Origin of the sequence: Streptomyces spirodelae (assembly GCF_017676385.1) — a bacterium.
Lineage (GTDB): Bacteria > Actinomycetota > Actinomycetes > Streptomycetales > Streptomycetaceae > Streptomyces > Streptomyces spirodelae.
The window spans coordinates 1-23745 of sequence record NZ_JAFFZN010000002.1; the positions used below are offsets into that span (position 1 = coordinate 1).

At 69.9% G+C, this 23745-nt stretch carries 20 protein-coding genes and 2 tRNA genes; 14 read left to right on the forward strand and 8 right to left on the reverse strand.

Annotated features, from left to right (window positions below):
• Nucleotides 1-64: 64 nt before the first annotated feature.
• On the reverse strand, nt 65-1516 hold the full coding sequence (locus tag JW592_RS02275; RefSeq protein WP_209263146.1) for an amino acid permease: 1452 nt from the start codon (nt 1514-1516) through the stop codon (nt 65-67).
• Nucleotides 1517-1887: 371 nt separating this feature from the next.
• On the opposite strand from JW592_RS02275, the gene JW592_RS02280 reads away from it, so the two are divergent.
• The gene (locus tag JW592_RS02280) at nt 1888-2493 is read left to right on the forward strand and encodes a biotin transporter BioY (RefSeq protein ID WP_209263147.1); all 606 of its coding nucleotides are present in this window, start codon (nt 1888-1890) and stop codon (nt 2491-2493) included.
• 93 nt (nt 2494-2586) lie between these two features.
• Here JW592_RS02280 and JW592_RS02285 read toward each other — a convergent pair whose 3' ends face one another.
• Entirely contained in the window at nt 2587-4134 is a 1548-nt protein-coding gene (locus JW592_RS02285; protein WP_209263148.1) for an amino acid permease, read from the reverse strand.
• A gap of 205 nt (nt 4135-4339) precedes the next feature.
• Here JW592_RS02285 and JW592_RS02290 point away from each other — a divergent pair, with 205 nt between their 5' ends.
• Together JW592_RS02290 and JW592_RS02295 are read left to right on the forward strand one after the other, a co-directional pair.
• The gene (locus tag JW592_RS02290) at nt 4340-4825 is read left to right on the forward strand and encodes a ribose-5-phosphate isomerase (RefSeq protein ID WP_209263149.1); all 486 of its coding nucleotides are present in this window, start codon (nt 4340-4342) and stop codon (nt 4823-4825) included.
• Between the two features lie 3 nt (nt 4826-4828).
• On the forward strand, nt 4829-5680 hold the full coding sequence (locus JW592_RS02295; protein ID WP_209263150.1) for an Fpg/Nei family DNA glycosylase: 852 nt from the start codon (nt 4829-4831) through the stop codon (nt 5678-5680).
• A 28-nt stretch (nt 5681-5708) separates the two neighbouring features.
• On the opposite strand, the gene JW592_RS02300 is transcribed toward JW592_RS02295, so the two are convergent.
• Complete coding sequence (locus JW592_RS02300) at nt 5709-6962, reverse strand: GNAT family N-acetyltransferase (protein WP_209263151.1); 1254 nt, start codon at nt 6960-6962, stop codon at nt 5709-5711.
• Nucleotides 6963-7109: 147 nt separating this feature from the next.
• On the opposite strand from JW592_RS02300, the gene JW592_RS02305 reads away from it, so the two are divergent.
• Nucleotides 7110-8273 carry a PP2C family protein-serine/threonine phosphatase gene (locus JW592_RS02305; RefSeq protein ID WP_209263152.1) on the forward strand — a complete coding sequence of 388 codons (1164 nt, stop codon included), beginning with the start codon at nt 7110-7112 and terminating at the stop codon, nt 8271-8273.
• A 140-nt stretch (nt 8274-8413) separates the two neighbouring features.
• On the opposite strand, the gene JW592_RS02310 is transcribed toward JW592_RS02305, so the two are convergent.
• Nucleotides 8414-9610, reverse strand: a complete 1197-nt coding sequence (locus JW592_RS02310; protein ID WP_209263153.1) for an acyltransferase family protein — start codon at nt 9608-9610, stop codon at nt 8414-8416.
• 565 nt (nt 9611-10175) lie between these two features.
• Between JW592_RS02310 and JW592_RS02315 the strand changes: the two genes are divergently transcribed.
• Nucleotides 10176-10370 carry a hypothetical protein gene (locus JW592_RS02315; RefSeq protein ID WP_209263154.1) on the forward strand — a complete coding sequence of 65 codons (195 nt, stop codon included), beginning with the start codon at nt 10176-10178 and terminating at the stop codon, nt 10368-10370.
• A 149-nt stretch (nt 10371-10519) separates the two neighbouring features.
• On the opposite strand, the gene JW592_RS02320 is transcribed toward JW592_RS02315, so the two are convergent.
• A tRNA-Gly gene (locus JW592_RS02320) sits at nt 10520-10590 on the reverse strand.
• Nucleotides 10591-10659: 69 nt separating this feature from the next.
• Here JW592_RS02320 and JW592_RS02325 point away from each other — a divergent pair.
• The 5 genes from JW592_RS02325 to clpX all read left to right on the forward strand — a co-directional run bounded on the left by JW592_RS02325 (nt 10660) and on the right by clpX (nt 15427).
• A tRNA-Pro gene (locus JW592_RS02325) sits at nt 10660-10736 on the forward strand.
• Between the two features lie 101 nt (nt 10737-10837).
• On the forward strand, nt 10838-12268 hold the full coding sequence (gene tig, locus JW592_RS02330; RefSeq protein WP_209263155.1) for a trigger factor: 1431 nt from the start codon (nt 10838-10840) through the stop codon (nt 12266-12268).
• 363 nt (nt 12269-12631) lie between these two features.
• Nucleotides 12632-13237, forward strand: a complete 606-nt coding sequence (locus JW592_RS02335; protein ID WP_209238803.1) for an ATP-dependent Clp protease proteolytic subunit — start codon at nt 12632-12634, stop codon at nt 13235-13237.
• Between the two features lie 70 nt (nt 13238-13307).
• Nucleotides 13308-13967, forward strand: coding sequence for an ATP-dependent Clp protease proteolytic subunit (locus tag JW592_RS02340; RefSeq protein WP_209263156.1), 660 nt, complete (start codon nt 13308-13310; stop codon nt 13965-13967).
• Between the two features lie 176 nt (nt 13968-14143).
• Nucleotides 14144-15427: an ATP-dependent Clp protease ATP-binding subunit ClpX gene (gene clpX / locus JW592_RS02345; RefSeq protein WP_209263157.1), complete on the forward strand. Its 1284-nt coding sequence runs from the start codon at nt 14144-14146 to the stop codon at nt 15425-15427.
• A gap of 71 nt (nt 15428-15498) precedes the next feature.
• On the opposite strand, the gene JW592_RS02350 is transcribed toward clpX, so the two are convergent.
• The 3 genes from JW592_RS02350 to JW592_RS02360 all read right to left on the reverse strand — a co-directional run bounded on the left by JW592_RS02350 (nt 15499) and on the right by JW592_RS02360 (nt 18483).
• Nucleotides 15499-16290 (reverse strand): hypothetical protein, encoded by a 792-nt coding sequence (locus JW592_RS02350; RefSeq protein ID WP_209263158.1) that lies wholly within the window; start codon nt 16288-16290, stop codon nt 15499-15501.
• Between the two features lie 7 nt (nt 16291-16297).
• Nucleotides 16298-17206: a hypothetical protein gene (locus tag JW592_RS02355; protein WP_209263159.1), complete on the reverse strand. Its 909-nt coding sequence runs from the start codon at nt 17204-17206 to the stop codon at nt 16298-16300.
• Between the two features lie 206 nt (nt 17207-17412).
• Nucleotides 17413-18483: a hypothetical protein gene (locus tag JW592_RS02360; RefSeq protein ID WP_209263160.1), complete on the reverse strand. Its 1071-nt coding sequence runs from the start codon at nt 18481-18483 to the stop codon at nt 17413-17415.
• Nucleotides 18484-18616: 133 nt separating this feature from the next.
• Here JW592_RS02360 and JW592_RS02365 point away from each other — a divergent pair, with 133 nt between their 5' ends.
• The 4 genes from JW592_RS02365 to ndk all read left to right on the forward strand — a co-directional run bounded on the left by JW592_RS02365 (nt 18617) and on the right by ndk (nt 23705).
• Nucleotides 18617-21247 carry a valine--tRNA ligase gene (locus JW592_RS02365; RefSeq protein WP_209263161.1) on the forward strand — a complete coding sequence of 877 codons (2631 nt, stop codon included), beginning with the start codon at nt 18617-18619 and terminating at the stop codon, nt 21245-21247.
• A gap of 72 nt (nt 21248-21319) precedes the next feature.
• Entirely contained in the window at nt 21320-22849 is a 1530-nt protein-coding gene (folC, locus tag JW592_RS02370) for a bifunctional tetrahydrofolate synthase/dihydrofolate synthase (RefSeq protein WP_209263162.1), read from the forward strand.
• Nucleotides 22850-23215 (forward strand): DUF4233 domain-containing protein, encoded by a 366-nt coding sequence (locus tag JW592_RS02375; RefSeq protein ID WP_209263163.1) that lies wholly within the window; start codon nt 22850-22852, stop codon nt 23213-23215.
• A gap of 76 nt (nt 23216-23291) precedes the next feature.
• A complete protein-coding gene (ndk, locus tag JW592_RS02380; protein WP_209263164.1) occupies nt 23292-23705 on the forward strand; it encodes a nucleoside-diphosphate kinase in 414 nt (137 codons plus the stop codon).
• Nucleotides 23706-23745 lie beyond the last annotated feature (40 nt).

The window sequence follows — 23745 nt, forward strand, 5'->3', positions numbered from 1 at the left end:
GCGGTCATGCAGCCCGGCAGCCCAGCACCCGGCAGCCCGGGGGCAGCCCAGCACCCGGCAGCCGTCAGTCCTCAGGCAGCGGTGTACGCGGCTTCCGGCGCTGCCGCAGGTAACCGGCGGCGGCCAGTACCACCGTCAGGCCCGCGGTGAAGGCCAGCTGCGTGCGGGTGTCGCCCTCGCGCAGCATCAGCAGCAGCACGGCCGCGATACCCGCCAGCGCGACGATGGTCAGCCCGGGGAAGAGCCACATGCGCACCACCAGCTTCTCCGGAGCCTCGCGCTCCAGCCGGTGGCGGGTGATCAGCTGTGAGACGGCGATGAAGCCCCACACCACCAGCGTGGCGGCGCCGACCATGTTCAGCAGCCACTGGAAGACCGTCTTCTCCCACAGGAGGTTCAGCAGCACCGCGACGAAGCCGAAGAGGGACGAGGCGATCACCGCGTAGCGCGGCACGCCCTGCGCGCTCACCCGGTTGAGGAAGGCCGGGCCCTCGCCGCGCTCCACCAGCGAGTAGGACATCCGCGAGGCGCCGTAGATGTTGGCGTTCATGGCGGACAGCAGCGCGATCAGCACCACCACGTTCATGATCTGCGCGGCGGCCGGGATGCCGATGTAGTCCAGTACGGCGGCGTAGGGGCCGGAGAGCACGGATTTGTCGTGCCACGGGATCAGGGTGACGATCACCAGCATCGAGCCGACGTAGAAGATCGCGATCCGCCAGACCGCGGTGCGTACCGCCTTGGCGACGCCGGAGACCGGCTTCTCCGACTCGGCCGCCGCGATCGTCACCGTCTCCAGGCCGCCGAAGGCGAAGACCGAGGCGAGCAGGCCCACGATGAGCCCGTCGGTGCCGGTGGGGAAGAAGCCGCCGTCGCCCGTCAGATGGCTGCTGCCCGGCGAGTCGGTGCCCGGCAGCAGCCCGGCTATCGCGAGCACGCCCAGTACCAGGAACGCGGTGATGGCCAGCACCTTGATCGCGGCGAACCAGAACTCGTACTCGCCGAAGTTGCGGACCTGCGCCAGGTTGGTGGCACAGAAGGCGAGCATGAACAGCGCGACCCACATCCACTGGTCGGTCGCGGGCAGCCAGTCGGTCATGATCTTGGCTGCCGCCGTCGCCTCGGTGGCGATGGCCACGCACAGCAGCGTCCAGTAGATCCAGCCGGCGGTGAAGCCCGCCCAGGGGCCCAGGGCGCGTTCGGCGTGGACGGAGAAGGAGCCGGAGGCCGGGCGCGCTGCCGACATCTCGCCCAGCATCCGCATCACCAGCATCACCAGTGCGCCGGAGGCGGCGTACGCGAGGACGATCGAGGGGCCCGCCGCCGCGATGCCGGCGCCGGAGCCGACGAAGAGCCCGGCGCCGATGACGCCGCCGAGCGCGATCATGGAGAGGTGGCGCTGCTTGAGGCCGTGCGCGAGGGAGCGACGGGAGGGGTCGGTGCCGTCCGGCGGTCCGTCGGGCCGGGCCGGCCCGTCGGGGGAGTGTGGCGCGTCGGAGGTCTCGGTGCGCGTCATCAGTGGCCGTTCCTGGTGTGTTCGAAGTGGTGAGCGGGAACAGAGCGGTTTCGTGTCCCCCCAGCATCCGGGGAGACTGCTGGGGTACCGCCGGGGGCCCAGTCTTGGGGAGGCGCCCCCGAGCGGCAATAATCGTGCAGCGGTTTCCGCATTGCGGACAGCCCTTTTTCGCCGGCGGACCGCCGCCGAACGGGATGTGCCGAGGTGAACGGGGGTGAGGAGGGCCCGCGCGCGCCCGTACTGTCGCCAACCTCACGCCCCGCTCACGCTCGGCGCACGAGTCGATTCGGCTAGCGTCGTCGGGCACGAGGCCGTCGTCCTGCGCGCCCGTGCCTGCTCCTACCAGCTCGCACACTTCAGGGAGATGCCAGATGAGTGCCCTCACCTCCGCAGCCACGCCGCGTCCGGGAGCCGTGCTCGCGGATCTGCTGCCCGCCTCCAGCGCCGCTCGCGCCCGCGTCCGGGATGTCGCACTCGTTGTCGGCGGTGCCGCGCTGACCGGTACAGCAGCCCAGCTCTCGGTGCCGATCCCGGGCTCCCCGGTGCCGGTCACCGGCCAGACCTTCGCCGCGCTGCTGGTCGGCGCGGGCCTGGGCGCCTCACGCGGCTTCCTGGCGCTGGCGCTGTACGCGGTGGCCGGGATGGCCGGGGTGCCGTGGTTCGCGGACGCCTCGGCCGGGGCCGGGATGCCCTCGCTCGGCTATGTGTTCGGCATGATGCTGGCCGCCGCCGCCGTGGGTGCGCTGGCCCGCCGCGGTGGCGACCGCGGCGCGCTGCGTACGGCGGGGACGATGGCGGTCGGCATGGCGGTGACCTACGCGATCGGCGTCCCCTACCTGGCGCTCGCCACCGGGATGTCGGCCGGTGAGGCGGTCGCCGCCGGACTGGTGCCGTTCCTGGTCGGTGACGCCGTCAAGGCAGCGCTGGCGATGGGCGCGCTGCCCGCCGCCTGGAAGCTCGCGGGCCGCAGGGGCTGACATCTGCCCGCCCGTGAGGGCTCGGCCCCGCTCCTGGAGAGGGCCCGGCGTGCACTGCGCCGGGCCCTCACGCGTGTGCGGAGGTCGCGGAGGTCAGCGGCGCGAGGACTCCGGCTCGCCCGCGGCGTCCACCGCATCCGCCTCGGCGGCGGGCTCCGGTACGGACGCCCCGGCGGCCTGCGGCCCCTTGCCCTGCGGCTCGGCGCCCTCCGGCGCGACGACCGCAGCGCCGGCGCCCCGCCGGCCCCGGTGCGTGATCAGCGACGCCACCAGCACCACGGCCGCGACGGCCAGCGAGAGGATCATCTGGGTGCGCCCGTCGTCGTCGGTGAACATGTAGCCGATCACAAAGACGATCAGGCCGATGGTCGCCCACGTCAGATACGGGTACAGCCACATCCGCACCGTCAGCCGCTCCGGGGTCTCCCGCTCGATCCGGCGCCGCATCCTCAGCTGCGAGGCGCAGATGACCAGCCAGACGAAGAGCGCGACAGCGCCGGAGGAGTTCAGCAGGAACTCGAAGACGGTGTCCTTGGCGATGTAGTTGAAGAAGACCGCGACGAACCCGAAGGCCACCGAAGCCAGGATCGCGACGGTGGGCACGCCCCTGCTGTTGGTACGGCCGAAGGCGGCCGGCGCGTCCTTGCGCTCACCCAGCGAGTAGGCCATCCGCGAGGCGGTGTACAGGCCCGAGTTCAGGCAGGAGAGCACGGCGGTCAGTACGACGACGTCCATGACCGTGCCCGCGTACGGAATGTCCAGCATATCCAGGACCGCCACATACGGGCCGTCCGTGGCGATCGCCTTCGCGTCCCAGGGCAGCAGCGAGACGATCACGAAGATCGAGCCGATGTAGAACAGCCCGATCCGCCAGATCACGCTGTTGACGGCCTTGCGGACGGCGGTGACCGGGTTCGGCGACTCGGCGGCGGCCAGGGTGACGATCTCGCTGCCCATGAAGGAGAAGACCACCAGCAGCATGCCGGAGAGGATCGCTCCCGGCCCGTTGGGCAGGAATCCGCCGTGCCCGGTCAGGTTCTCGGCGCCGGCGAAGTGGTCGGCGGGCGGCAGTCCGGTGAACGCGATCAGACCGACGGCGATGAACGCGATGATCGCGACGACCTTGATCCCCGCGAACCAGAACTCGAACTCGCCGTACGACCCGACGGAGATCAGGTTGGTGCCGGTCAGCACCAGCATCACCAGCAGGGCCCAGCCCCACTGCGGTACCGAGGGCACCCAGCCCTCCAGGATCTCCGCGGCCGCCGTCGCCTCCACAGCCAGTACCACCGACCAGAAGAACCAGTACAGCCAGCCGATGGTGAACCCGGCCCAGCGGCCCAGCGCGTGATCGGCGTAGGTGGAGAACGAACCGGAGGTCGGGTGTGCCGCGGCCATCTCGCCGAGCATCCGCATCACCAGGACGACGAGCAGCCCGGCCAGTGCGTAGGACAGCAGAATGCCGGGGCCCGCGTCCGCGATGCCCGCCTTGGACCCGACGAAGAGCCCGGCGCCGATGACACCGCCGATGGCGATCATGGACAGGTGGCGGTTCTTGAGGCCCGCCTGAAGGCCGTCACCGCCGTTCCGGGGTGACTGCGGCGGCTCCCCCGACGTGTGCGGGGTGTGCTGAGAACTCATGGGGCAGCCGGCTCCTATGCGTCGTTCTTGAATCGAGCGATCACATGTAACGGCCCTTACCGCCCCCTATGGAAGAGGTGAATCCCGATTGTTGCCTACGGAACATCGGGGAAACAGTGCCGTTTGGCTGAGAAGCAGCTTTTACTACCCTCCGGGCCGCGCCCTGCGCGGCCGGCCGCCGGGCGGGGATGGCACACTCTCCCCCATGCGCGTGTACCTCGGCTCCGATCATGCCGGTTTCGAACTGAAGAACCACCTCGTCGAGTGGCTCGAGGCCGCGGGCCATGAGCCCGTCGACTGCGGCCCCCACATCCACGACGCCGAGGACGACTACCCGCCCTTCTGCCTCCGCGCCGCCGAGCGCACCGTCGCCGACAGCGGCTCCCTCGGGATCGTCATCGGCGGCTCGGGCAACGGCGAGCAGATGGCCGCCAACAAGGTCCCCGGCGCCCGCTGCGCCCTGGCGTGGAGCACCGAGACGGCCGCGCTGGCCCGCGAGCACAACGACGCCAACCTGATCAGTGTCGGCGCCCGGATGCACACCGCCGAGGAGGCCGTCTCCTTCGTGGAGACCTTCTTGAACACGCCCTTCTCCGAGGGCGAGCGTCACAAGCGCCGCATCGGGATGCTCGCCGACTACGAGCGCACCGGTCAGCTGCCGCCCGTGCCGGCGCACCACCCCCAGCCCTGAGCCGTGCCCGAGGGCCATACCATCCACCGGCTCGCGCGCGATGTCGCGGACCGGTTCGCCGGACACCCGCTGGACGCCTCCAGCCCGCAGGGCAAGTTCGCCGACGGCGCCGCGCTGCTCGACGGCGCGGCGCTGACCGCGACCGAGGCGCACGGCAAGCACCTGTTCCTGGGCTTCGGACCGCTGGGCTGGGTACACATACACCTCGGCCTGTACGGCACCTTCCGCTTCGGCGAGGGGCCACCGCCCGCGCCTGTGGGGCAGATCCGGCTGCGCCTGGCCACCCGCGCCGGCGAGCACCCCGCGGGCCCGCTGCCGCACGCGGGGCTGCTGCACTACGCCGACCTGCGCGGGCCCACCCGCTGCGAGCTGCTGACCGAGCCGGAGAAGCAGGCGGTCAGCGACCGGCTCGGGCCCGACCCGCTGCGCCCCGCCTCGGACCCCGAGGCCGCCTGGGCACGGATCTCCCGGAGCCGTACCAGCGTGGCGGCGCTGCTGATGGACCAGAAGATCGTCGCCGGAGTGGGCAACGTCTACCGCGCCGAGGTGCTGTTCCGGCACGGGATCGATCCGTACCGGGCCGGACGCGATCTCACCCGTGCCGAATGGGAGGCCATCTGGGCGGATCTGGTCGCGCTGATGACCGACGGGGTCCGGAAGAACCGCATCGACACCGTGCGGGACGAGCACACCCCCGAGGCCATGGGACGCCCGCCGCGCGTGGACGACCACGGCGGTGAGGTCTACGTCTACCGGCGGGCGGCTCAGCCCTGCCTGGTGTGCGGCACGCCCGTGGCCACCGCTGAGCTGGCGGCCCGCAATCTCTTCTGGTGCCCCACCTGCCAGCGTCGCTGAGAGGGCCTTGGAGCGCGGGGTGCCGCTCTCAGAACCCGTGCGGCAGCCACGGCTCCGTCTCGCTCGCGAAGGCCGCGGCCGCCGTCCGCAGCGCCCCGGAGCCGGGGTGCTTCTCGTCCACCAGACCGGCACCCGCCAGCGCCGTCAGCGACGTACCGCCCAGGTAGCCGCGGCCCAGCTCCCGTACGGACAGGGACAGGTCGGCGGCGTCCCGGGTCGGCTCGCACACCGCCCCCTTCTCGTCGCCCGACAGCCGCCAGCGCCCGGTGTTCCACGGGCAGAACGCGTCCTCGACCTCCAGCACCACGTCCACCGGCGCCGCATAGCAGCGCGCCGCCAGTGCGGCACCGACGTCCACCGGTCGCAGATACAGCGAGTCCCCGACGGCCGTTCCGCACCGGCGCGGGTCGTTCACCAGGTGCAGCCACGGATCGTCAAGCGGCCGGTTCTCGGCAACGATCGACGTCGTCAGGTCGATACCCCACAGAAACCGCCAGAGGGCGGCATATCCGGCCGGATCGAGGGCTTCCAGTTCCCGCAGGTGCACTTCGCCGTCCGAGGCGTCCGTCTCCGTCCAGCGCAGCTTCACCGCGTAGCGCGCGTACCCCACCGGCTCACCGTCGCGCAGCACCACCACACAGCGCAGCGGGGAGGCGCCCGCACGGCTGCGCTCGGGGTCGAGCAGCGGCATCCGCTCCCAGCCGGCGTGCCGTTGCAGCATCCCCGGGCGCCGGGGCACCGTCCGCGCGTAGACGGCCTCGCACTCGGCGAGCAGCGACGCGGCCTCGTCGGACTGGCGCAGGCGCAGCGCGTCGGCCTCGGCCGCCGTCCGCTCGGGCAGCTCCAGCGCGACCCTGCTGGTGTCGATACGGGCGGAGAGGGAGCGAGCGGCCAGCCCGTACCCGAAACGGCCGTAGATCGCCGCCTCGGAGGCGGTCAGCACCGCGAGCGGCTCCTGGCCCGCCGCACGCACATCGTCCAGCTGGCGCCGCATCATCGCCCACAGCAGACCGCGCCTGCGGTGGGTGGGCGCCACGCTGACCATCGTCACCCCGGCGGTGGGGACGACCGCGCCGCCGGGCACCGTCATCCGGAAGGACAGCAGTCCAGCCGTCGCCACCGGACGGTCCTCGTCCCAGACTCCGATCGACCGTTCGACCTCGGTCAGCGACCGGTACAGCTCATGTTCCTCGGACGTGTCCTGGGAGGCGAACGCGCTCAGCAGCGCGCCGTACCAGGTGTCCCACTCCGACGGCCGGAGAACCCGGGGCTCACTTGTCATACCGCCATCACTAGCAGGCAGTTCGAACGCGGGCGAACGTTTTTGTCCGCGGGCGCGCCGCCCCCTGTGCGCGGCAACCGCCCGTACGCCCCCCGGCCAGTGCCGGGAATCGACGGCTTGCCAAGGGGGTGGCTAGGCTCCGTGAGCATGGCGGAACGCCGCGCGGGAATCTCAGCAGCGACGGCCCGGTCGCACCAGGCGTACAAGGCCTGGCACCGGGTCCGTACAAACCTGCGCAAGTCTGCCGTCGACTACTTCAGAGGCGGTGCCTCCGACTGGGTGGCGCTGGCCGGCCTCCTGCTCACCGTCCCGGCGCTGGCGTGCGCCACCGTCCTCGATCCGCTGTGGTTCGCGCCCGAGGCACTGGTGCTGCCGCTGATCGCGGGCGGCCTGCTGCTGCGGCCCGCCAGCCTGCTGGCGCTGTACGCCGCCGCCGCGATCGGTCTCATGGTGGAGTCGCTGCTGCTCAGGCCCTGGGACCCGGCCGGCGGCGCGGGAAGCGTCACACCGGGCACCATCCTGGTGGTGGCGGCGGCCGGGCTCTCCGGGCTGCTCATCGCCCAGTTCCGCAGCCGCGTCGGCGTGCCCTGGCGGCGCGGCGGCACCATGCTCTTCGACCTGCGGGAACGCATCCGGGTGCAGAGCAAGTTGCCCAAGCTGCCCGCGGGATGGCACCACGAGATGGCCCTGCGCCCCGCGGGCGGCCAGTCCTTCTCCGGGGACTTCGTCGTCGCGGCCCGCACCGGACCCGAGCGCCGCACCCTGGAGCTCGTCCTCACCGATGTCTCCGGCAAGGGCATGGACGCCGCCTCCCGGGCGCTGCTGCTCTCGGGGGCCTTCGGCGGACTGCTGGGCTCCCTGCCGCCGCACGCCTTCCTGCCGGCCGCCAACGGCTATCTGCTGCGCCAGTCCTGGGAGGAGGGCTTCGCCACCTCCGTACACCTCGTCCTCGACCTGGACAGCGGCGACTACGAGCTGCTGTCCGCGGGGCACGTGCCCGCGATGCAGCTCAACGCGGGCTCCGGCAAATGGGAGGAGAAGGCCGCCGAGGGCCCGCTGCTGGGCGTGTACGACGGTGCCGAGTTCGACCCGGTCAAGGGGACGCTGCGGCGCGGGGACGTGCTGATGCTCTTCACCGACGGGCTGGTGGAGACCGCGGACCGGGATCTGACCGAGGGCATGGACCGCCTCACGGGCGAGGCCGACCGCTACGTCGCCTCCAGCTTCCACGGCGCCGCCTGGCACCTGATCGAGTCGGTGGCACGGGACGTCAACGACGACCGGGCGCTGCTGCTGATCTGCCGCGACTGACGAGCGCGGCAACCCGGGCGGCCACGGATCACCCCCTGTCCGGATGTGCGAAACGGAGCCGGGGGAAGGCGAGGAGGGACCAACAAGGCGGCCCCCTCACGCATTTGCGGGAGAGGGCCGGGAAGTGCCGTGGGGGCGGGCTACTTCTTGCGGTGGGAGACGGGCTTGCCGGACTCCCTGCGGCGGGCCATGGCACCCGGGTCCCGCTTGAAGAACCAGTCCATCTTGGGCTCGATCATGAACCTGAACAGCCGGGTCACCCACGGAGTGCACAGCACCGTCATCATCACGGCCGCCAGCAGCGTGATGGCCACGCGGCTGAGCGGGTGGTCGACCCAGTCCATCTCGTACCAGTCGAACTGCCGCGAGCCCTGGATGAAGAAGATGTGCAGCAGGTACGCGTACAGCGTGCCGGCACCCAGCGCCGTGAACCACATGTGGCGACGCGGCACCCAGGACAGGAAGCAGGCCGTCATCACCAGGCCGCAGCCGAACAGCGCGAGATACATCACGGCGCCCGCCCAGGACGGGACGCCCATGTCGGCGGCCGCCTTGTCGTGCAGGAACCATGCCTTGGACATCCGGGGCACGGCCCAGTAGGCGAAGACCATCGTGCACAGGGTCACCGGAACCGCGAGATACCGCGTCTGCTTGCGCTTGACCAGCTGGAAGTGATGGGGGCGCAGCTGGAGGCCGAGGACGAAGAAGGGCAGGAACTGAGCGACCCGCATCAGGTTCAGGTCGCCGCTGATGCTCGGCGTCACACTCGCCGCGGCTCCGATCACCAGGGCGACCGGCATCGGCCAGCGCAGGCTCTTCCACAGCGGGGTGGTCAGCCGCCAGATGAACAGCGCGCACAGGAACCACAGCGCGAACCCGGGCTCCTGGAAGTGGAACTCACGGTCGGGGTCGTCGTTGGCCCACCGCATGAAGTAGGTGTAGATGAACTGGATCGCGAGGTAGGGGACGACGACCCCGGTGACCAGCCGCTGGACCTGCTTCGGCTTGCCCTCGAAGCTCCTGGACAGATAGCCGGAGATGATGATGAATGCCGGCATGTGGAACGTGTAGAGGACGAAGTAGAGCGCCTCTGCCGTACGGCTGTCGTGGCGCAGCGGGTCCCACGCGTGGCCGATCCCGACGAGGACGATCGTCAGGTACTTGGCGTTGTCGAAGAACGGGTCCCGCTGCTTGGCTGCTGGCTTCTTCTGCGCCTTGGCAGGCTGCGTCTTCGCAGGCTGCTCCGCGGACGCCGGTGGCGTCTGGGAGGGGGACTCCTGGCGGACGGGAGGGAGCGGCGCCCGCTCATAACCAGCGTGCAACATCTGCCGCACCATAGCGGTTGAACATGTGAACCGTAAATTTCTCGTCGCGTTGCTCCTTCCCGCCTCTGCGGGCGCTATTCGTCCCCGCTTGCGGAACGGAGCTGACGGGGTGTGACACGGGGCCGTTGAGGCGGCTGTGGCGGGGCTTCGGTCGCCGACGGGCACCCCCTGTGAGGGAGGACACAATTCGCAGGCCCTCTCCGGGAATTCACGGGATCAGGGCCGGGTGGCACCAGGTGCCGGACTTTATGCACCAGGTGCACATCTTGTTCACATGGCGCGGCCGCATTCACCGCATTCGTCAAGCTGTCGTGCATTGATCAAGCCGAATTGATGGCTGAAATTCCGAGCACTCCACGGCTCACCCGCTACGCCGTGTACGTCCGGACTGTCCCGTACTGTCCCCCGTCCGGAGATCAGTATTTACCCGATGATGAGACCGGCGGGCCCTCAGCCGGGTCCTCCCGTACGGGAGTTGGTGGCACGATGGGTGCGCGCTGTGCGCGCGGGGGTGCGGCCACGGTGGCAGACCCCCAAGGCCGGGTGAGGCGTTCCGACCATGAGGGTGTGAGCAGTTGTGGCCATCTCGCTGTCCGTAGTCGTGCTGTTGGCGGTCATCCTGGTCGTGATGATCCGGAGCAAATCCATCAAGCCCGGCCCCGCCATCGTCGCCATACTCTTCGGCTTCTTCCTCGCCTCCACCGGCATGGCCCCGTCCATCAACCGGTTCCTGGACTCGGTCGCCGACACCATCAACCAGATCAGCCTCTAGGGCGTCCCGAAGCCTCCAGGTGTGCCCCGCGGGCAGCGGCGCTCTCCGGCGCCCGCACCCGCTGTGACCGGCTGCTCGCGCAACGCGGCGCTCCGGTGCGACGACGAAGGCCCGGCCCCCGCGACGGGGGCCGGGCCTTCGTGCTGACGAGCGGGCGACGGGAATCGAACCCGCGTAGCTGGTTTGGAAGACCAGGGCTCTACCATTGAGCTACGCCCGCGTGAACCGGCTCGGCGGCCGGATCGGCACGAACCGCATCCTACGACATGTACTCTACGTGTCGCACCGACGGGGTGTGGCGCAGCTTGGTAGCGCGTCCGCTTTGGGAGCGGAAGGTCGTCGGTTCGAATCCGGCCACCCCGACCACGTACTATGAAAGACGCGCGTGCCTGTGTCGTGTCTGCATGCATACGGGGCGCAGCCAAGAATCAGCAAGACCCCCAATGCCAGCCCCAAGGAGACCGACCGTGAAGAGCGCCGTGGAGACTCTGAACCCCACCCGGGTTCGGCTCACTGTCGAGGTGCCCTTCGAGGAGCTCAAGGACAGCCTCGACGCGGCGTACAAGAAGATCAACCAGCAGGTCACCGTGCCCGGGTTCCGCAAGGGAAAGATCCCTGCGCGCCTGATCGATCAGCGTTTCGGTCGCGGTGCCGTCCTGGAGGAGGCCGTCAACGACGCGCTTCCGAAGCTCTACCAGTCCGCCGTCGAGGAGGGTGAGCTCAATGTGCTCGGCCAGCCCGAGGTGGACATCACCGAGCTGAAGGACAACGAGCTGCTGGCCTTCACCGCCGAGGTGGACGTCCGCCCCGAGATCCAGATCCCGGACTACTCCGGTATCGAGGTCGAGGTCGACGCCGCCGAGGTCTCCGACGAGGACGTCGACGCGGCCGTCGAGCAGCTGCGCGAGCGCTTCGCCTCGACCTCTGTCGTGGAGCGCGCCGCCGCCGAGGGCGACGTCGTCAAGGTCGACCTCGAGGCGCGGATCGACGGCGAGGTGCTGGAGGACGGCGTCGCCAAGGGCGTCGACTACACCATCGGTTCCGGCGAGCTGCTCGACGGGATCGACGAGGCCGTCACGGGCCTGGAGGCCGGTGGCTCCGCGACCTTCACCTCCGAGCTCAAGGGCGGCTCCGGCGCCGGCCGCGAGGCCGAGGTCGGCGTCACCGTCGAGAGCGTCTCCTCCCGCGAACTGCCCGAGCTGGACGACGAGTTCGCCCAGCTCGCCAGCGAGTTCGACACCCTGGAGGAGCTGCGCGAGGACAGCCGCAGGCGGCTGACCGACCAGAAGAAGCAGGAGCAGGCGACCCAGGCCCAGGAGAAGGTGCTCGACGCCCTCCTGGAGCTCACCGAGGTCCCCGTGCCGGAGAAGCTGCTCGCGGACGAGATCGAGAGCCGCAAGCACAACCTGGTCAACCACCAGCTCGGCCAGCTCGGCCTGGACCTCGGCTCGTACCTGAAGATGCAGGACAAGAGCGAGGAAGAGTTCGACGCCGAGCTCAAGGAGCAGGCCGAGAAGGGCATCAAGACGCAGTTCGTCCTCGACGAGCTGGTCAGCAAGGAGAAGCTCAACGTCAGCCAGGAAGAGCTGACCGAGCACCTGATGCGCCGTGCGCAGTCCTCCGGCATGAGCCCCGACCAGTTCGCGCAGGCCGTCGTCGAGGGCGGCCAGGTGCCGGTCCTCGTCGGTGAGGTGGCCCGCGGCAAGGCCCTGGCCACCGTGGTCGAGGCCGTCACCGTCAAGGACACCAACGGTGAGGTCGTCGACCTGAGCGACGAGGACGAGGACGAGGCCGCCGAAGGCGCCGAGGCCGCCGAGAAGGCCGCGGCGGAGTCCGAGGCTCCCGCCGGTGCCGACGAGGCTTCCGAGGCGGACAAGGCCGACAAGGCCGAGGGCTGATCCGGCCCGCCTGACCCACGAACGGGGGGCGCCGGGGCGCGCGAGTGCACGCCCGGGCGCCCCCCGTTCGGCTTCGGCCGCGGCCCGCGGCGTCCCGCCCCACCCGGGTGCTCCACCAGTGGCCCGCCGGGCGCACGGCCCGGCGGAGGCAGGGCACGCGGCGCGCAGCCGGACCGCGGGGGCCGGGGCCCGGACCCGGGCGGCACGGCTCCCGGAGGGGACCTGCGCTCACAGCGAAATGCGCTCGGCCCGGGATGGCGGCCGACGACCGGCGCGTTAGGGTCCCCAGTAGACGAAGACCCCAGTGACGGCCAGCTTCGCGTGGCCGTCCGGACACGAGCAGGTGGACACGTGACGCTTCCGATGCCTTCCGCCGCCGGCGAGCCCAACTTCGGTGGTGGCCTCGGCGACCAGGTCTACAACCGGCTGCTCGACGAGCGCATCATTTTCCTCGGCCAGCCGGTGGACGACGATATCGCCAACAAGATCACCGCCCAGCTTCTGCTCCTTGCCGCCGACCCGGACAAGGACATCTTCCTGTACATCAACAGCCCGGGTGGTTCGGTCCAGGCGGGCATGGCGATCTACGACACCATGCAGTACATCAAGAACGATGTCGTCACCATCGCCATGGGCCTGGCCGCCTCCATGGGGCAGTTCCTGCTGACCGCGGGCACGCCCGGCAAGCGGTTCGCGCTGCCCAACGCCGACATCCTCATCCACCAGCCCTCCGCGGGCCTGGCGGGCTCGGCCACCGACATCAAGATCCACGCCGAGCAGCTGCTGCGTACCAAGAAGAGGCTGGCCGAGCTGTCGGCCGCGCACAGCGGTCAGACCGTCGAGCAGTGGACCCGCGACGCGGACCGCGACCGCTGGTTCACGGCCGAGGAGGCGCGCGAGTACGGCCTCATCGACGAGGTCTACGGCAACGCCGCGCAGCTCCCCGGCGGTGGCGGCACGGGTGCGTGAGCCCCGCCACAGCGCCGTACGGCACCCGCCCCTACCGCAGCCACCAGCTCATCTTCAGGAGAACCTCCCGATGACCTCATTCCAGACGGGCCCCCGGGCCGAGTTCACCGGCATCGCGCCCGAGTCCCGCTACGTCGTGCCGCGCTTCGTCGAGCGCACCTCGCAGGGCGTGCGGGAGTACGACCCGTACGCGAAGCTCTTCGAGGAGCGCGTGATCTTCCTCGGGGTGCAGATCGACGACGCCTCGGCCAACGACGTCATGGCGCAGCTGCTGTGCCTGGAGTCGATGGACCCGGACCGCGACATCTCGGTCTACATCAACTCGCCGGGCGGCTCCTTCACGGCGCTGACCGCGATCTACGACACGATGCAGTTCGTCAAGCCCGACATTCAGACGGTCTGCATGGGCCAGGCGGCCTCCGCCGCTGCCGTGCTGCTCGCGGCCGGTACCCCCGGCAAGCGGATGGCGCTGCCGAATGCGCGCATCCTGATCCACCAGCCCTACAGCGAGACCGGGCGCGGTCAGGTCTCCGACCTGGAGATCGCGGCCAACGAGATCCAGCGGATGCGCGAGCAGCTGGAGGAGATGCTGACCAAGCACTCCACCAAGGACCGCGAGATCATTTCGAACGACATCGAGCGCGACAAGATCCTCACCGCTGAGGAGTCGCTGGAGTACGGCCTGATCGACCAGATCGTCTCCACCCGGAAGACCTCCGTGGGAGTCTGACGGGTCCGCGCACGACCCGCGCCCCCTTGGAACGGCGCGATCGACCCGGCACGGCGCCACATGTGTCGGTCCGTCGCTCCAAGGGGGGCCCATTCCGGCGGCCCGGCAAGGTACCGTCGGAGAGCACGTACCTCGGTCCGTACCCTGACGGATCCCAGGCGAAGGGGAAGCTCCTCGTGGCACGCATCGGTGATGGCGGCGATCTGCTCAAGTGCTCGTTCTGCGGCAAGAGCCAGAAGCAGGTGAAGAAGCTCATCGCGGGTCCAGGTGTGTACATCTGTGACGAGTGCATCGATCTCTGCAACGAGATCATTGAGGAGGAGCTCGCCGAGTCCTCCGAGGTGCGCTGGGACGAGTTGCCCAAGCCCCGGGAGATCTACGAGTTCCTCGAGGGCTACGTCGTCGGCCAGGAGGCCGCCAAGAAGGCGCTCTCGGTGGCCGTCTACAACCACTACAAGCGGGTGCAGGCCGGTGAGAACGGCCAGGGCAGGGACGACGGCATCGAGCTGTCCAAGTCCAACATCCTGCTCCTGGGCCCCACAGGATCGGGCAAGACGCTGCTGGCCCAGACGCTCGCCCGGATGCTGAACGTCCCCTTCGCCATCGCCGACGCGACGGCGCTCACCGAGGCGGGATATGTCGGCGAGGACGTCGAGAACATCCTGCTGAAGCTCATCCAGGCGGCCGACTACGACGTCAAGAAGGCCGAGACGGGCATCATCTACATCGACGAGATCGACAAGGTGGCCCGCAAGAGCGAGAACCCCTCGATCACCCGGGACGTCTCCGGCGAGGGCGTGCAGCAGGCGCTGCTGAAGATCCTGGAGGGCACCACGGCCTCGGTGCCGCCGCAGGGCGGGCGCAAGCACCCGCACCAGGAGTTCATCCAGATCGACACCACGAACGTGCTGTTCATCGTTGGTGGCGCTTTCGCCGGGCTGGAGAAGATCATCGAGTCCCGGGCCGGCGCCAAGGGCATCGGCTTCGGCGCCGACATCCGCTCCAAGCGGGAGATCGAGGCGACCAACCAGTTCGAGGAGGTCATGCCGGAGGACCTGGTGAAGTTCGGGATGATCCCCGAGTTCATCGGGCGGCTCCCGGTCATCACCTCCGTGCACAACCTGGACCGTGAGGCGCTGCTGCAGATCCTCATGGAGCCCAGGAACGCGCTGGTGAAGCAGTACCAGCGGCTGTTCGAACTCGACGGCGTGGAGCTGGACTTCGACCGCCCCGCGCTGGAAGCCATCGCCGACCAGGCCATCCTGCGCGGCACCGGAGCCCGCGGCCTGCGCGCCATCATGGAGGAGGTCCTCCAGTCGGTGATGTACGAGGTTCCCTCGCGCAAGGATGTCGAGCGCGTGGTGATCACCGAGGACGTCGTGCACTCCAATGTGAACCCGACCCTGGTCCCGCGTGCCCGCGGCAACGGTGAGCAGCAGCGCCACGAGAAGAGCGCCTGAGCGCCGACGCGAACACCGGGGAAGGCCCGCTCCCTTCGGGGAGCGGGCCTTTCGCACTGCTGCGGCTCTGCCTACTTCGGTACCGTCACATCGTCCTTCACGCGCGCCGTGACGCTCGCGAACTCCTCCAGATCGACGCTGCCCGGCGTCGTGTTGGCGACTTTGATCTCCAGCACGGTGGCCGCCGTCGAGTCGTCGGCCCAGGCGCAGGCCGGTGCGTAGATGGAGGCGCCGCCCTGGCTGATCCGCGTCAACTGGCAGGAGATCTCCACTTCGCCCGACCCGGGCCTGAACTCGCGGCGCGGTCCCACAACTTGTCCGGCCTGACTCTGCTGCATGCCGTCCAGCATGTCGTCGCGCATCTTGGACGAGGAGACGTCGATGTCACCGTAGGCACCTGCGATCGCCAGCCCGCCCGCCGTCGGATCACCCGACGCACTGATCGAGTACGTGGCGACCTTGGCGGTGCCGTCGCTGGGCAGCTGCTCCTGCAGCTGCCGCTCCTGCGACTCGACCTGGGCGTTGTTGTCCATCCGGTGGTACTCGCCGTCCTCCAGCGTGGACGGGAACGCGATCTTCTCCGTGCCCAGCGGCTGGGTGGCGCGCACCAGCGCCGCCAGCGCGAACACCACCACGCCCACCAGTGTCAGACTGCCCAGCACGATGGCCGTGATGGCGCCCCCGCCCAGGCCGCGGCGGCGTGGCGGCACAGGAAGGGGCGGCCAGGCGCCGTACGGGCCGGGAGCGCCGTAACCGGGCCCCGGCGGCGGCCCGTAGGGACCGCCACCGGGACCCGGTGGCTGCTGCCCGTGCCCGTACCCGCCGGCGCCGTAGGGCCCGGGAGGTCCGGGGGGCTGGCTCATCCGCGGCTCACCTCTCGCTGCGGGAGTCCTTGAAGACCTTCGCGGTCGTCTCGGCTGCCTTGTCCAGGTCGCCGCCGCCGTTCCGGTCCATCAGGACGACCTGGCCCAGCGTGCTGCCGTCGGCCCAGATGCACAGGTCGGCCTTCTGGGTCAGCACCGAGTAGGACTTGCACTTCATCGTGTCGCCGTCGAAGCCGGAGGGAGAGACCGTCTTGGGGTCGCCGGGGGACTTGCTACCGGCCGAACCCATGTTCTTCTCCGACTCCTCGAAGACCCAGTCCACGGCCTCCTCCGGGTTGTCCACCGAGCCGTAGGCGCCGGTGAACTGGAGCTGCTTGGTGGAGCCGGACTTGTAGCGGGCCTGCACGCCCTCGTCGGCGGACATCCCGGGGATCTTGTCCTTGCTCTGGCCGAAGGCGCCCTTCTTGCCCTTGAGGGTCTTGCCGTCGCCGTCGCGCTGGTACTCGCCCGCCACGGTGCTGGGGGTCGTCAGCTTGTACTTCGTGCCGCCGCCGACGACTCCGAACATGAACAGACCGCCGATGACGGCGCCCACCACGACCAGGGCGCCGACGACGATGCCGATCGTCTTGCCCTTGCCCCCGCCGCCCTGCGGCGGCATCGGCATGCCCGGGCCGGACGGCCCCTGCATCCCCGGCTGCGGCGGCTGACCCGGCATCCCGGGCTGACCCGGCTGCCCGTACGGGGCCCCGCCCTGCGGCTGGCCCTGCTGCGGCTGGCCCTGCTGGGGGTATCCGTAGCCGGGCTGCTGCGGCTGCCCCTGCTGCGGGTAGCCGTAACCGGGCTGCTGCGGCTGGCCCGGAGCGCCACCGTAGGGTCCGGGCTGACCCGGCTGCTGCGGCTGCTGTCCGTACGGCCCCTGCTGGCCGTAGGGCCCCGGCTGGTTCTGACTCATGGCGGCGCTTCCCCTCCGTTGATGTGCTGAACGCGCTCGCACATCTTGACGGATGCACGACGAGAGCGCCGCACCGGGCGCCGAATCGGGGCCGGCTGGGGACCCAATCGTGAAAAATTCTCAGCGAGTTGTCCGGATATGCTCCCAAAGTCGCAGCGCGCGGCCGTGTCGGCGCCCGGCGGAGGTCCACCGGGCGCCGGCGGGTGTCACTCGATCGGGACGCGGACGTCGTCGCGCACCTTGGCGGTGGTCTCGCCGGCCTCGGTGACCGAGGTCCCCTTGCCGCTGAGCGCGTCGGCCGCCGACGCGGTCACCACGAAGCCGACGGTGCTGTGGTCGCCCCACATGCAGAACGGCATGGTGAAGCTGTCGACGCTGGAGCTGCTTCCGGGCGGTGCGCTGTACTTCACGTTCTGGCACTTCATCACCGCGTCGTCGCCCAGACCGCTGGGGTGGACCTCCTGCGGCTTGCCGTCCAGCTCGGCCTTGCCGCCTCCGCTGGTGTTCGGGTCCTTCTCGGCCTCGTTCGCCACCATCAGCAGTGCGGCGTTGACCACTGCCTCGGGGTTCTCGATCTCGCCGTAGACGCCGCCGAAGCTGAGCTTCTTGGCGTTCAAGCCGCTGCCGCTCTCGTAGCTGGCCGAGACGTTCTTCGGGTCCTTGACGCCGAACTGCTCGAACTTCTCCTTGTCGGACTCGCTGAACCCGTTGGAGGAGTTGTTCTCCGAGCCGGGCTTCTTGTCGAACTCGGTGGCCACCGTCGCCGGAGTGATCAGCTTGTACTTCTTGCCGTCGTCCGCGACCGAGGAGCCGCCCCCGCCACCCCCTCCGCCCTTCCCGTTGTCGTCGTCGCCACCGGTGAACAGCAGGACGCCGCCGATGATGGCGCCGACGACCACCAGGGCGCCGACGACGATGCCGATCGTCTTGCCCTTCCCTCCGCCGGCCTGCGGCGGCATCGGCGGGCCGGGCTGGCCATAGGGGCCGGGCTGACCGTAGGGGCCTGGCTGGCCATAGGGGTCGGGTTGGCCCTGCTGCCCGGGTATGCCCGGCTGCCCGGGATAGCCATAGCCGGGTTGCCCGGACTGGGGCGGCGGGCCGGGGGGCTGCTGCGGGGCACCCTGCTGGGGATAGCCGTATCCGGGCTGGCCGGGGGCGCCGCCGTACGGGTTGGCGCCGCCTTGCTGCGGGGGCTGCCCGTACGGGCCCGGCTGCTGGCCGTACGGCCCGGGCTGCCCTGGCTGCCCGCCGTAAGGGCCGGGCTGGTTGTTACTCATGAGCGGCGCTTTCCCTCCGTGAACAAGTAGCCGAATGCGCTGAGGCTCATAGTGACGGATGGAGCCGGGGCGTGGTGCACCGGTCCACAAACCGATTCGAGACCGGGACATGGGCGCCCGTACACTGGCGGTCGTGACCGACAACACTCAGCAGAGCCCGGAAGTCAACGGGCCGAACAGCGCCATCCCCGCAGATCTGCCGACCCAGTACGCGCCGGCCGAGGTAGAGGGGAAGCTGTACGAGCGCTGGGTGGAGCGGGGCTACTTCGAGGCGGACGCCAAGAGCGGCAAGCCGCCGTACACGATCGTCATCCCGCCCCCGAACGTCACAGGATCTCTCCATCTCGGACACGCCTTCCAGCACACCCTCATGGACGCCCTCACCCGCCGCAAGCGGATGCAGGGCTACGAGGCGCTGTGGCTGCCCGGCATGGACCACGCGGGCATCGCCACCCAGAACAAGGTCGAGCAGCAGCTCGGCGAGGAGGGCAAGTCCCGGCAGGACCTCGGCCGTGCGGCCTTCGTCGACCGCGTGTGGCAGTGGAAGGAGGAGTACGGCGGCAAGATCCTCGGCCAGATGCGGCGCCTCGGCGACGGGGTCGACTGGTCCCGCCAGCGCTTCACCATGGACGAGGGCCTCTCGCGCGCCGTCCAGACCGTCTTCAAGAAGATGTTCGACGACGGGCTGATCTACCGCGCCGAGCGGATCATCAACTGGTGCCCGCGCTGTCTGACCGCCATCTCCGACATCGAGGTGGAGTACCAGGACGACGACGGCGAGTTGGTCCAGCTCAAGTACGGCGAGGGCGAGGACACCGTCGTGGTGGCCACCACCCGCGCCGAGACGATGCTGGGTGACACCGCCATCGCAGTCCACCCCGACGACGAGCGGTACCAGCACCTGATCGGCAAGCTGATCAAGCTGCCCCTGACCGACCGCTCCATCCCCGTCGTCGCCGACAGCCATGTCGACCCCGAGTTCGGCACCGGGCAGGTCAAGGTCACCCCAGCCCACGACCCGAACGACTTCGAGATCGGCCGCCGGCACGGGCTGCCCATGCTCACGGTGATGGACGAGCGCGGCGTGATCACGGCGCACGGCCCCTACCAGGGCCTGGACCGCTTCGAGGCCCGCTCGGCCATCGTCGCGGCGCTGCGCGAACAGGGGCGGGTGCTTCAGGAGAAGCGCCCCTACGTGCACAGCGTCGGGCACTGCTCCCGCTGCAAGACGACCATCGAGCCGCGGCTGTCCATGCAGTGGTGGGTCAAGGTCGCCCCGCTGGCCAAGGCCGCGGGTGACGCGGTGCGCGACGGCCGGGTCCGGATCCACCCCGCCGACATGTCGTCCCGGTACTTCGAGTGGGTCGACAACATGCACGACTGGACGATCTCGCGCCAGCTGTGGTGGGGCCACCGCATCCCGGTCTGGTACGGCCCGGATGGCGAGGTCGTCTGCGTCGGCCCCGACGAGGAGCCTCCCACCGGCGAGGGCTGGCACCAGGACCCGGACGTCCTGGACACCTGGTTCTCCTCGGGCCTGTGGCCCTTCTCTACGCTCGGCTGGCCGGACCAGACCCCGGACCTGGAGAAGTTCTACGCCACCGACGTCCTGGTCACCGGCTACGACATCATCTTCTTCTGGGTCGCCCGTATGATGATGTTCGGTATGTACGTGATGGAGGAGCCGCCCTTCCACACCATCGCGCTGACCGGCCTCGTCCGCGACGAGCACGGCAAGAAGATGTCCAAGTCCTTCGGCAACGTCGTCGACCCGCTGGACTGGATGGACGCCTACGGCTCCGACGCGCTGCGCTTCACCCTCGCCTCGGGGGCCAACCCCGGCACCGATGTGCCGATCGGCGAGGACTGGGTCAAGGCGTCCCGCAACTTCGCCAACAAGCTGTGGAACGCCACCCGCTTCGCGCTGATCAACGGCGCCACGGTCTCCGGCCCGCTGCCGGACGCGAGCGAGATGGCGTCCACCGACCGCTGGATCCTCTCCCGGCTGAACGAAGTGGTGGCCGAGGTCGACGGCTACTACGACGACTACCAGTTCGCCAAGCTCTCCGACGCCCTGCGGCACTTCGCCTGGGACGAGGTCTTCGACTGGTACGTCGAGCTGTCCAAGACCACCTTCGCCAAGGGCGGCAGGCCCGCCGAGGTCTCCCGCCGGGTGCTGGGCGAGGTGCTGGACGTGACGCTGCGGCTGCTGCACCCGGTCGTCCCGTTCGTCACCGAGACGCTGTGGACGACGCTGACCGGCGGCGAGTCCGTGGTCGTCGCGGCCTGGCCGCAGGACTCCGGGTTCCGGGACGGCGCGGCCGAGCGCGAGATCGCCACGCTCCAGCAGGCGGTCACCGAGGTCCGCCGCTTCCGTGCCGACCAGGGCCTCCAGCCCGGCCAGAAGGTCCCGGCCAGGCTGGAGCTGGAAGGCACCGCGCTGGTGGCCCACGAGGACGCCATCCGGCAGCTGCTGCGGCTCCAGCGGGCCGGGGACGACTTCCAGGCCACGGCCTCGCTGCCGGTCGCCGGAGCGACGGTCAGCCTCGACCTGTCGGGCGCGATCGACGTGGAGGCCGAGCGCAAGCGGCTCACCAAGGACCTGGCGGTGGCCGAGAAGGAGTTGGCGCAGACCGGTGCCAAGCTCGCCAACGAGGCGTTCCTGGCGAAGGCCCCCGACCATGTGGTGGAGAAGATCCGCGGCCGCAAAGCCGCAGCGGAGGCCGATATCGCGCGGCTGACGCAGCAGCTGGAGAGGCTCTGATCTCTTTCCCGCCGTTGCGGCGGGCATGGTCGCCGGCTCAACCGCCGGAGGCTCTTCCGTAGACTGGGGCGCGTGAGCGACACGCCCCAGCCGCACGAACCCGAGCCCGACTCGTCCCAGCCCTCCTCCTTCGAGGAGATCGTCGGGGAGGAGACCGACCGCGACCCCGACCTGGCGGTGATCGAGGCGGGCAGCCGCACCCTGCGGGCCCAGGCCGGCCCTCCGCAGCCGGAGGTGGTCCCGGCCAGGCCCGAGGACCCCGAGGTGGACCGTGCGCTGCGCACGGTGGAGGAGGAGCTGGCCACCCGCTGGGGTGAGACCAAGCTCGACCCCTCCGTGCAGCGCATCGCCGCGCTGGTCGATGTGCTGGGCGAGCCGCAGCGCTCCTACCCGTCCATCCACATCACCGGCACCAACGGCAAGACGACCACGGCCCGCATGATCGAGGCCCTGCTGGGCGCCTTCGAGCTGCGCACCGGGCGCTACAGCTCGCCGCACGTGCAGTCGGTCACCGAGCGCATCAGCATCGACGGGGCGCCGGTCTCCGCCGAGCGCTTCATCGAGACGTACGAGGACATCAAGCCGTACGTGGAGATGGTCGACGCGCAGCAGGAGTACCGGCTCTCCTTCTTCGAGGTGCTGACCGGTATGGCGTTCGCCGCGTTCGCGGACGCGCCGGTGGATGTGGCCGTCGTCGAGGTCGGGATGGGCGGCACCTGGGACGCGACCAACGTCATCGACGCGGGCGTCGCCGTCCTCACCCCCATCTCCCTCGACCACACCGACCGGCTCGGCGACACGCCCGAGCAGATCGCGAAGGAGAAGGCGGGCATTGTCAAGCCCGATGCCACCGTGGTGCTCGCCCAGCAGCAGGTGGAGGCCGCGTCGGTGGTGCTGAAGAAGGCCGTCGAGGTGGACGCCACGGTCGCCCGTGAGGGCATGGAGTTCGGCGTCGTCGACCGGCAGCTGGCCGTCGGCGGCCAGCAGCTCACCCTGCGCGGACTGGGCGGCGAGTACCCGGACGTCTTCCTGCCGCTGCACGGTGCCCATATGGCCCACAACGCCTGTGTGGCGCTCGCCGCCGTCGAGGCGTTCTTCGGCATCGGCCAGCAGCAGGCACGCACTCTCGACATCGACGTGGTGCGTCAGGCGTTGGCCTCCGTCTCCTCGCCGGGCCGGCTGGAGCTGGTGCGTACCAGCCCTTCGGTGCTGCTGGACGCCGCGCACAACCCGGGCGGGGCGCAGGCCACGGCGCAGGCCGTCAGCGAGGCGTTCGACTTCAGCCGGCTCGTCGGCGTCGTCGGGACCAGCGAGGGCAAGGATGTGCGCGGGCTCCTGGAGGCGTTCGAGCCGATCTTCGCCGAGGTCGTCGTCACCCGGAACTCCAGCCACCGTGCGATGGACGTGGACGAGTTGGCCTCCGTCGCCGTCGAGGTCTTCGGCGAGGAGCGGGTGCAGGTGGAACCGCGGCTGGACGCGGCGCTGGAGGAGGCGGTCGCGCTCGCGGAGGAGGAGGGCGAGTACGCGGGGGCCGGCGTACTGGTCACAGGTTCGGTCATCACGGTGGGCGAGGCCCGGCTGCTGCTGGGAGGGAGGCGTTAGATGCGAACACTGTGCGCGTCCACGCTGATCGGTGAGTTCTTCGTCATCGGTTTCGCCGGATTGGTCGCGATGCGAACGAGTGACCTTTCGACGTCGACTGTCTGGACGGTCAGCGGTATCGCCATGGCACTGTGCGTACTGCTGTGCGGCTTCATCACCCGTCCGGGCGGCGTGCAGTTCGGCTGGGCGCTCCAGATCGCACTGATCGCCAGCGGTTTCGTGGTCCCGGCGATGTTCTTCCTGGGTGCCTGTTTCGCCGGGCTGTGGTGGGCCTCGGTGCACTTCGGCAGAAAGGTGGACGAGGCGAAGGCGCGCTTCGCCGCCGCGGCAGAGAGCGCGGCCGAGCCCGCGGCGGCGGAAAAGTGATCCCCGGTTACCCCCTGGTTGCAGGCCGCAGGTAGCCTCTGCTCACCGTACGACTTGCAGCCAAGGAGCCGCACACATGAGCCAGCGCACCCTCGTCCTCCTCAAGCCGGACGCCGTCCGCCGCGGCCTGGTTGGCGAGATCATCGGCCGTATCGAGCGCAAGGCGGGCTGGTCCGTCGCGGCCATGGAGCTGCGCACTCTGGACCGCGCCACGCTGGAGCAGCACTACGCGGAGCACGAGGGCCGTCCCTTCTACGAGCCGCTGATGGAGTTCATGGCCTCGGGCCCGTCCGTCGTCATGGTCGTCGAGGGCGAACGGGTGATCGAGGGCATCCGCGCGCTGGCGGGTCCGACCGACCCGATCGCGGCGGCTCCCGGCTCGGTGCGCGGCGACTTCGGGACCATCGTGCGGGAGAACCTGATTCACGCCTCGGACTCGGAGGAGTCCGCCGAGCGCGAGATGAAGATCTTTTTCCCTGCTTTTTCCTGAACCGCACCGTGCCTTTACGGCGACTCGAGGGCGGAGTCGG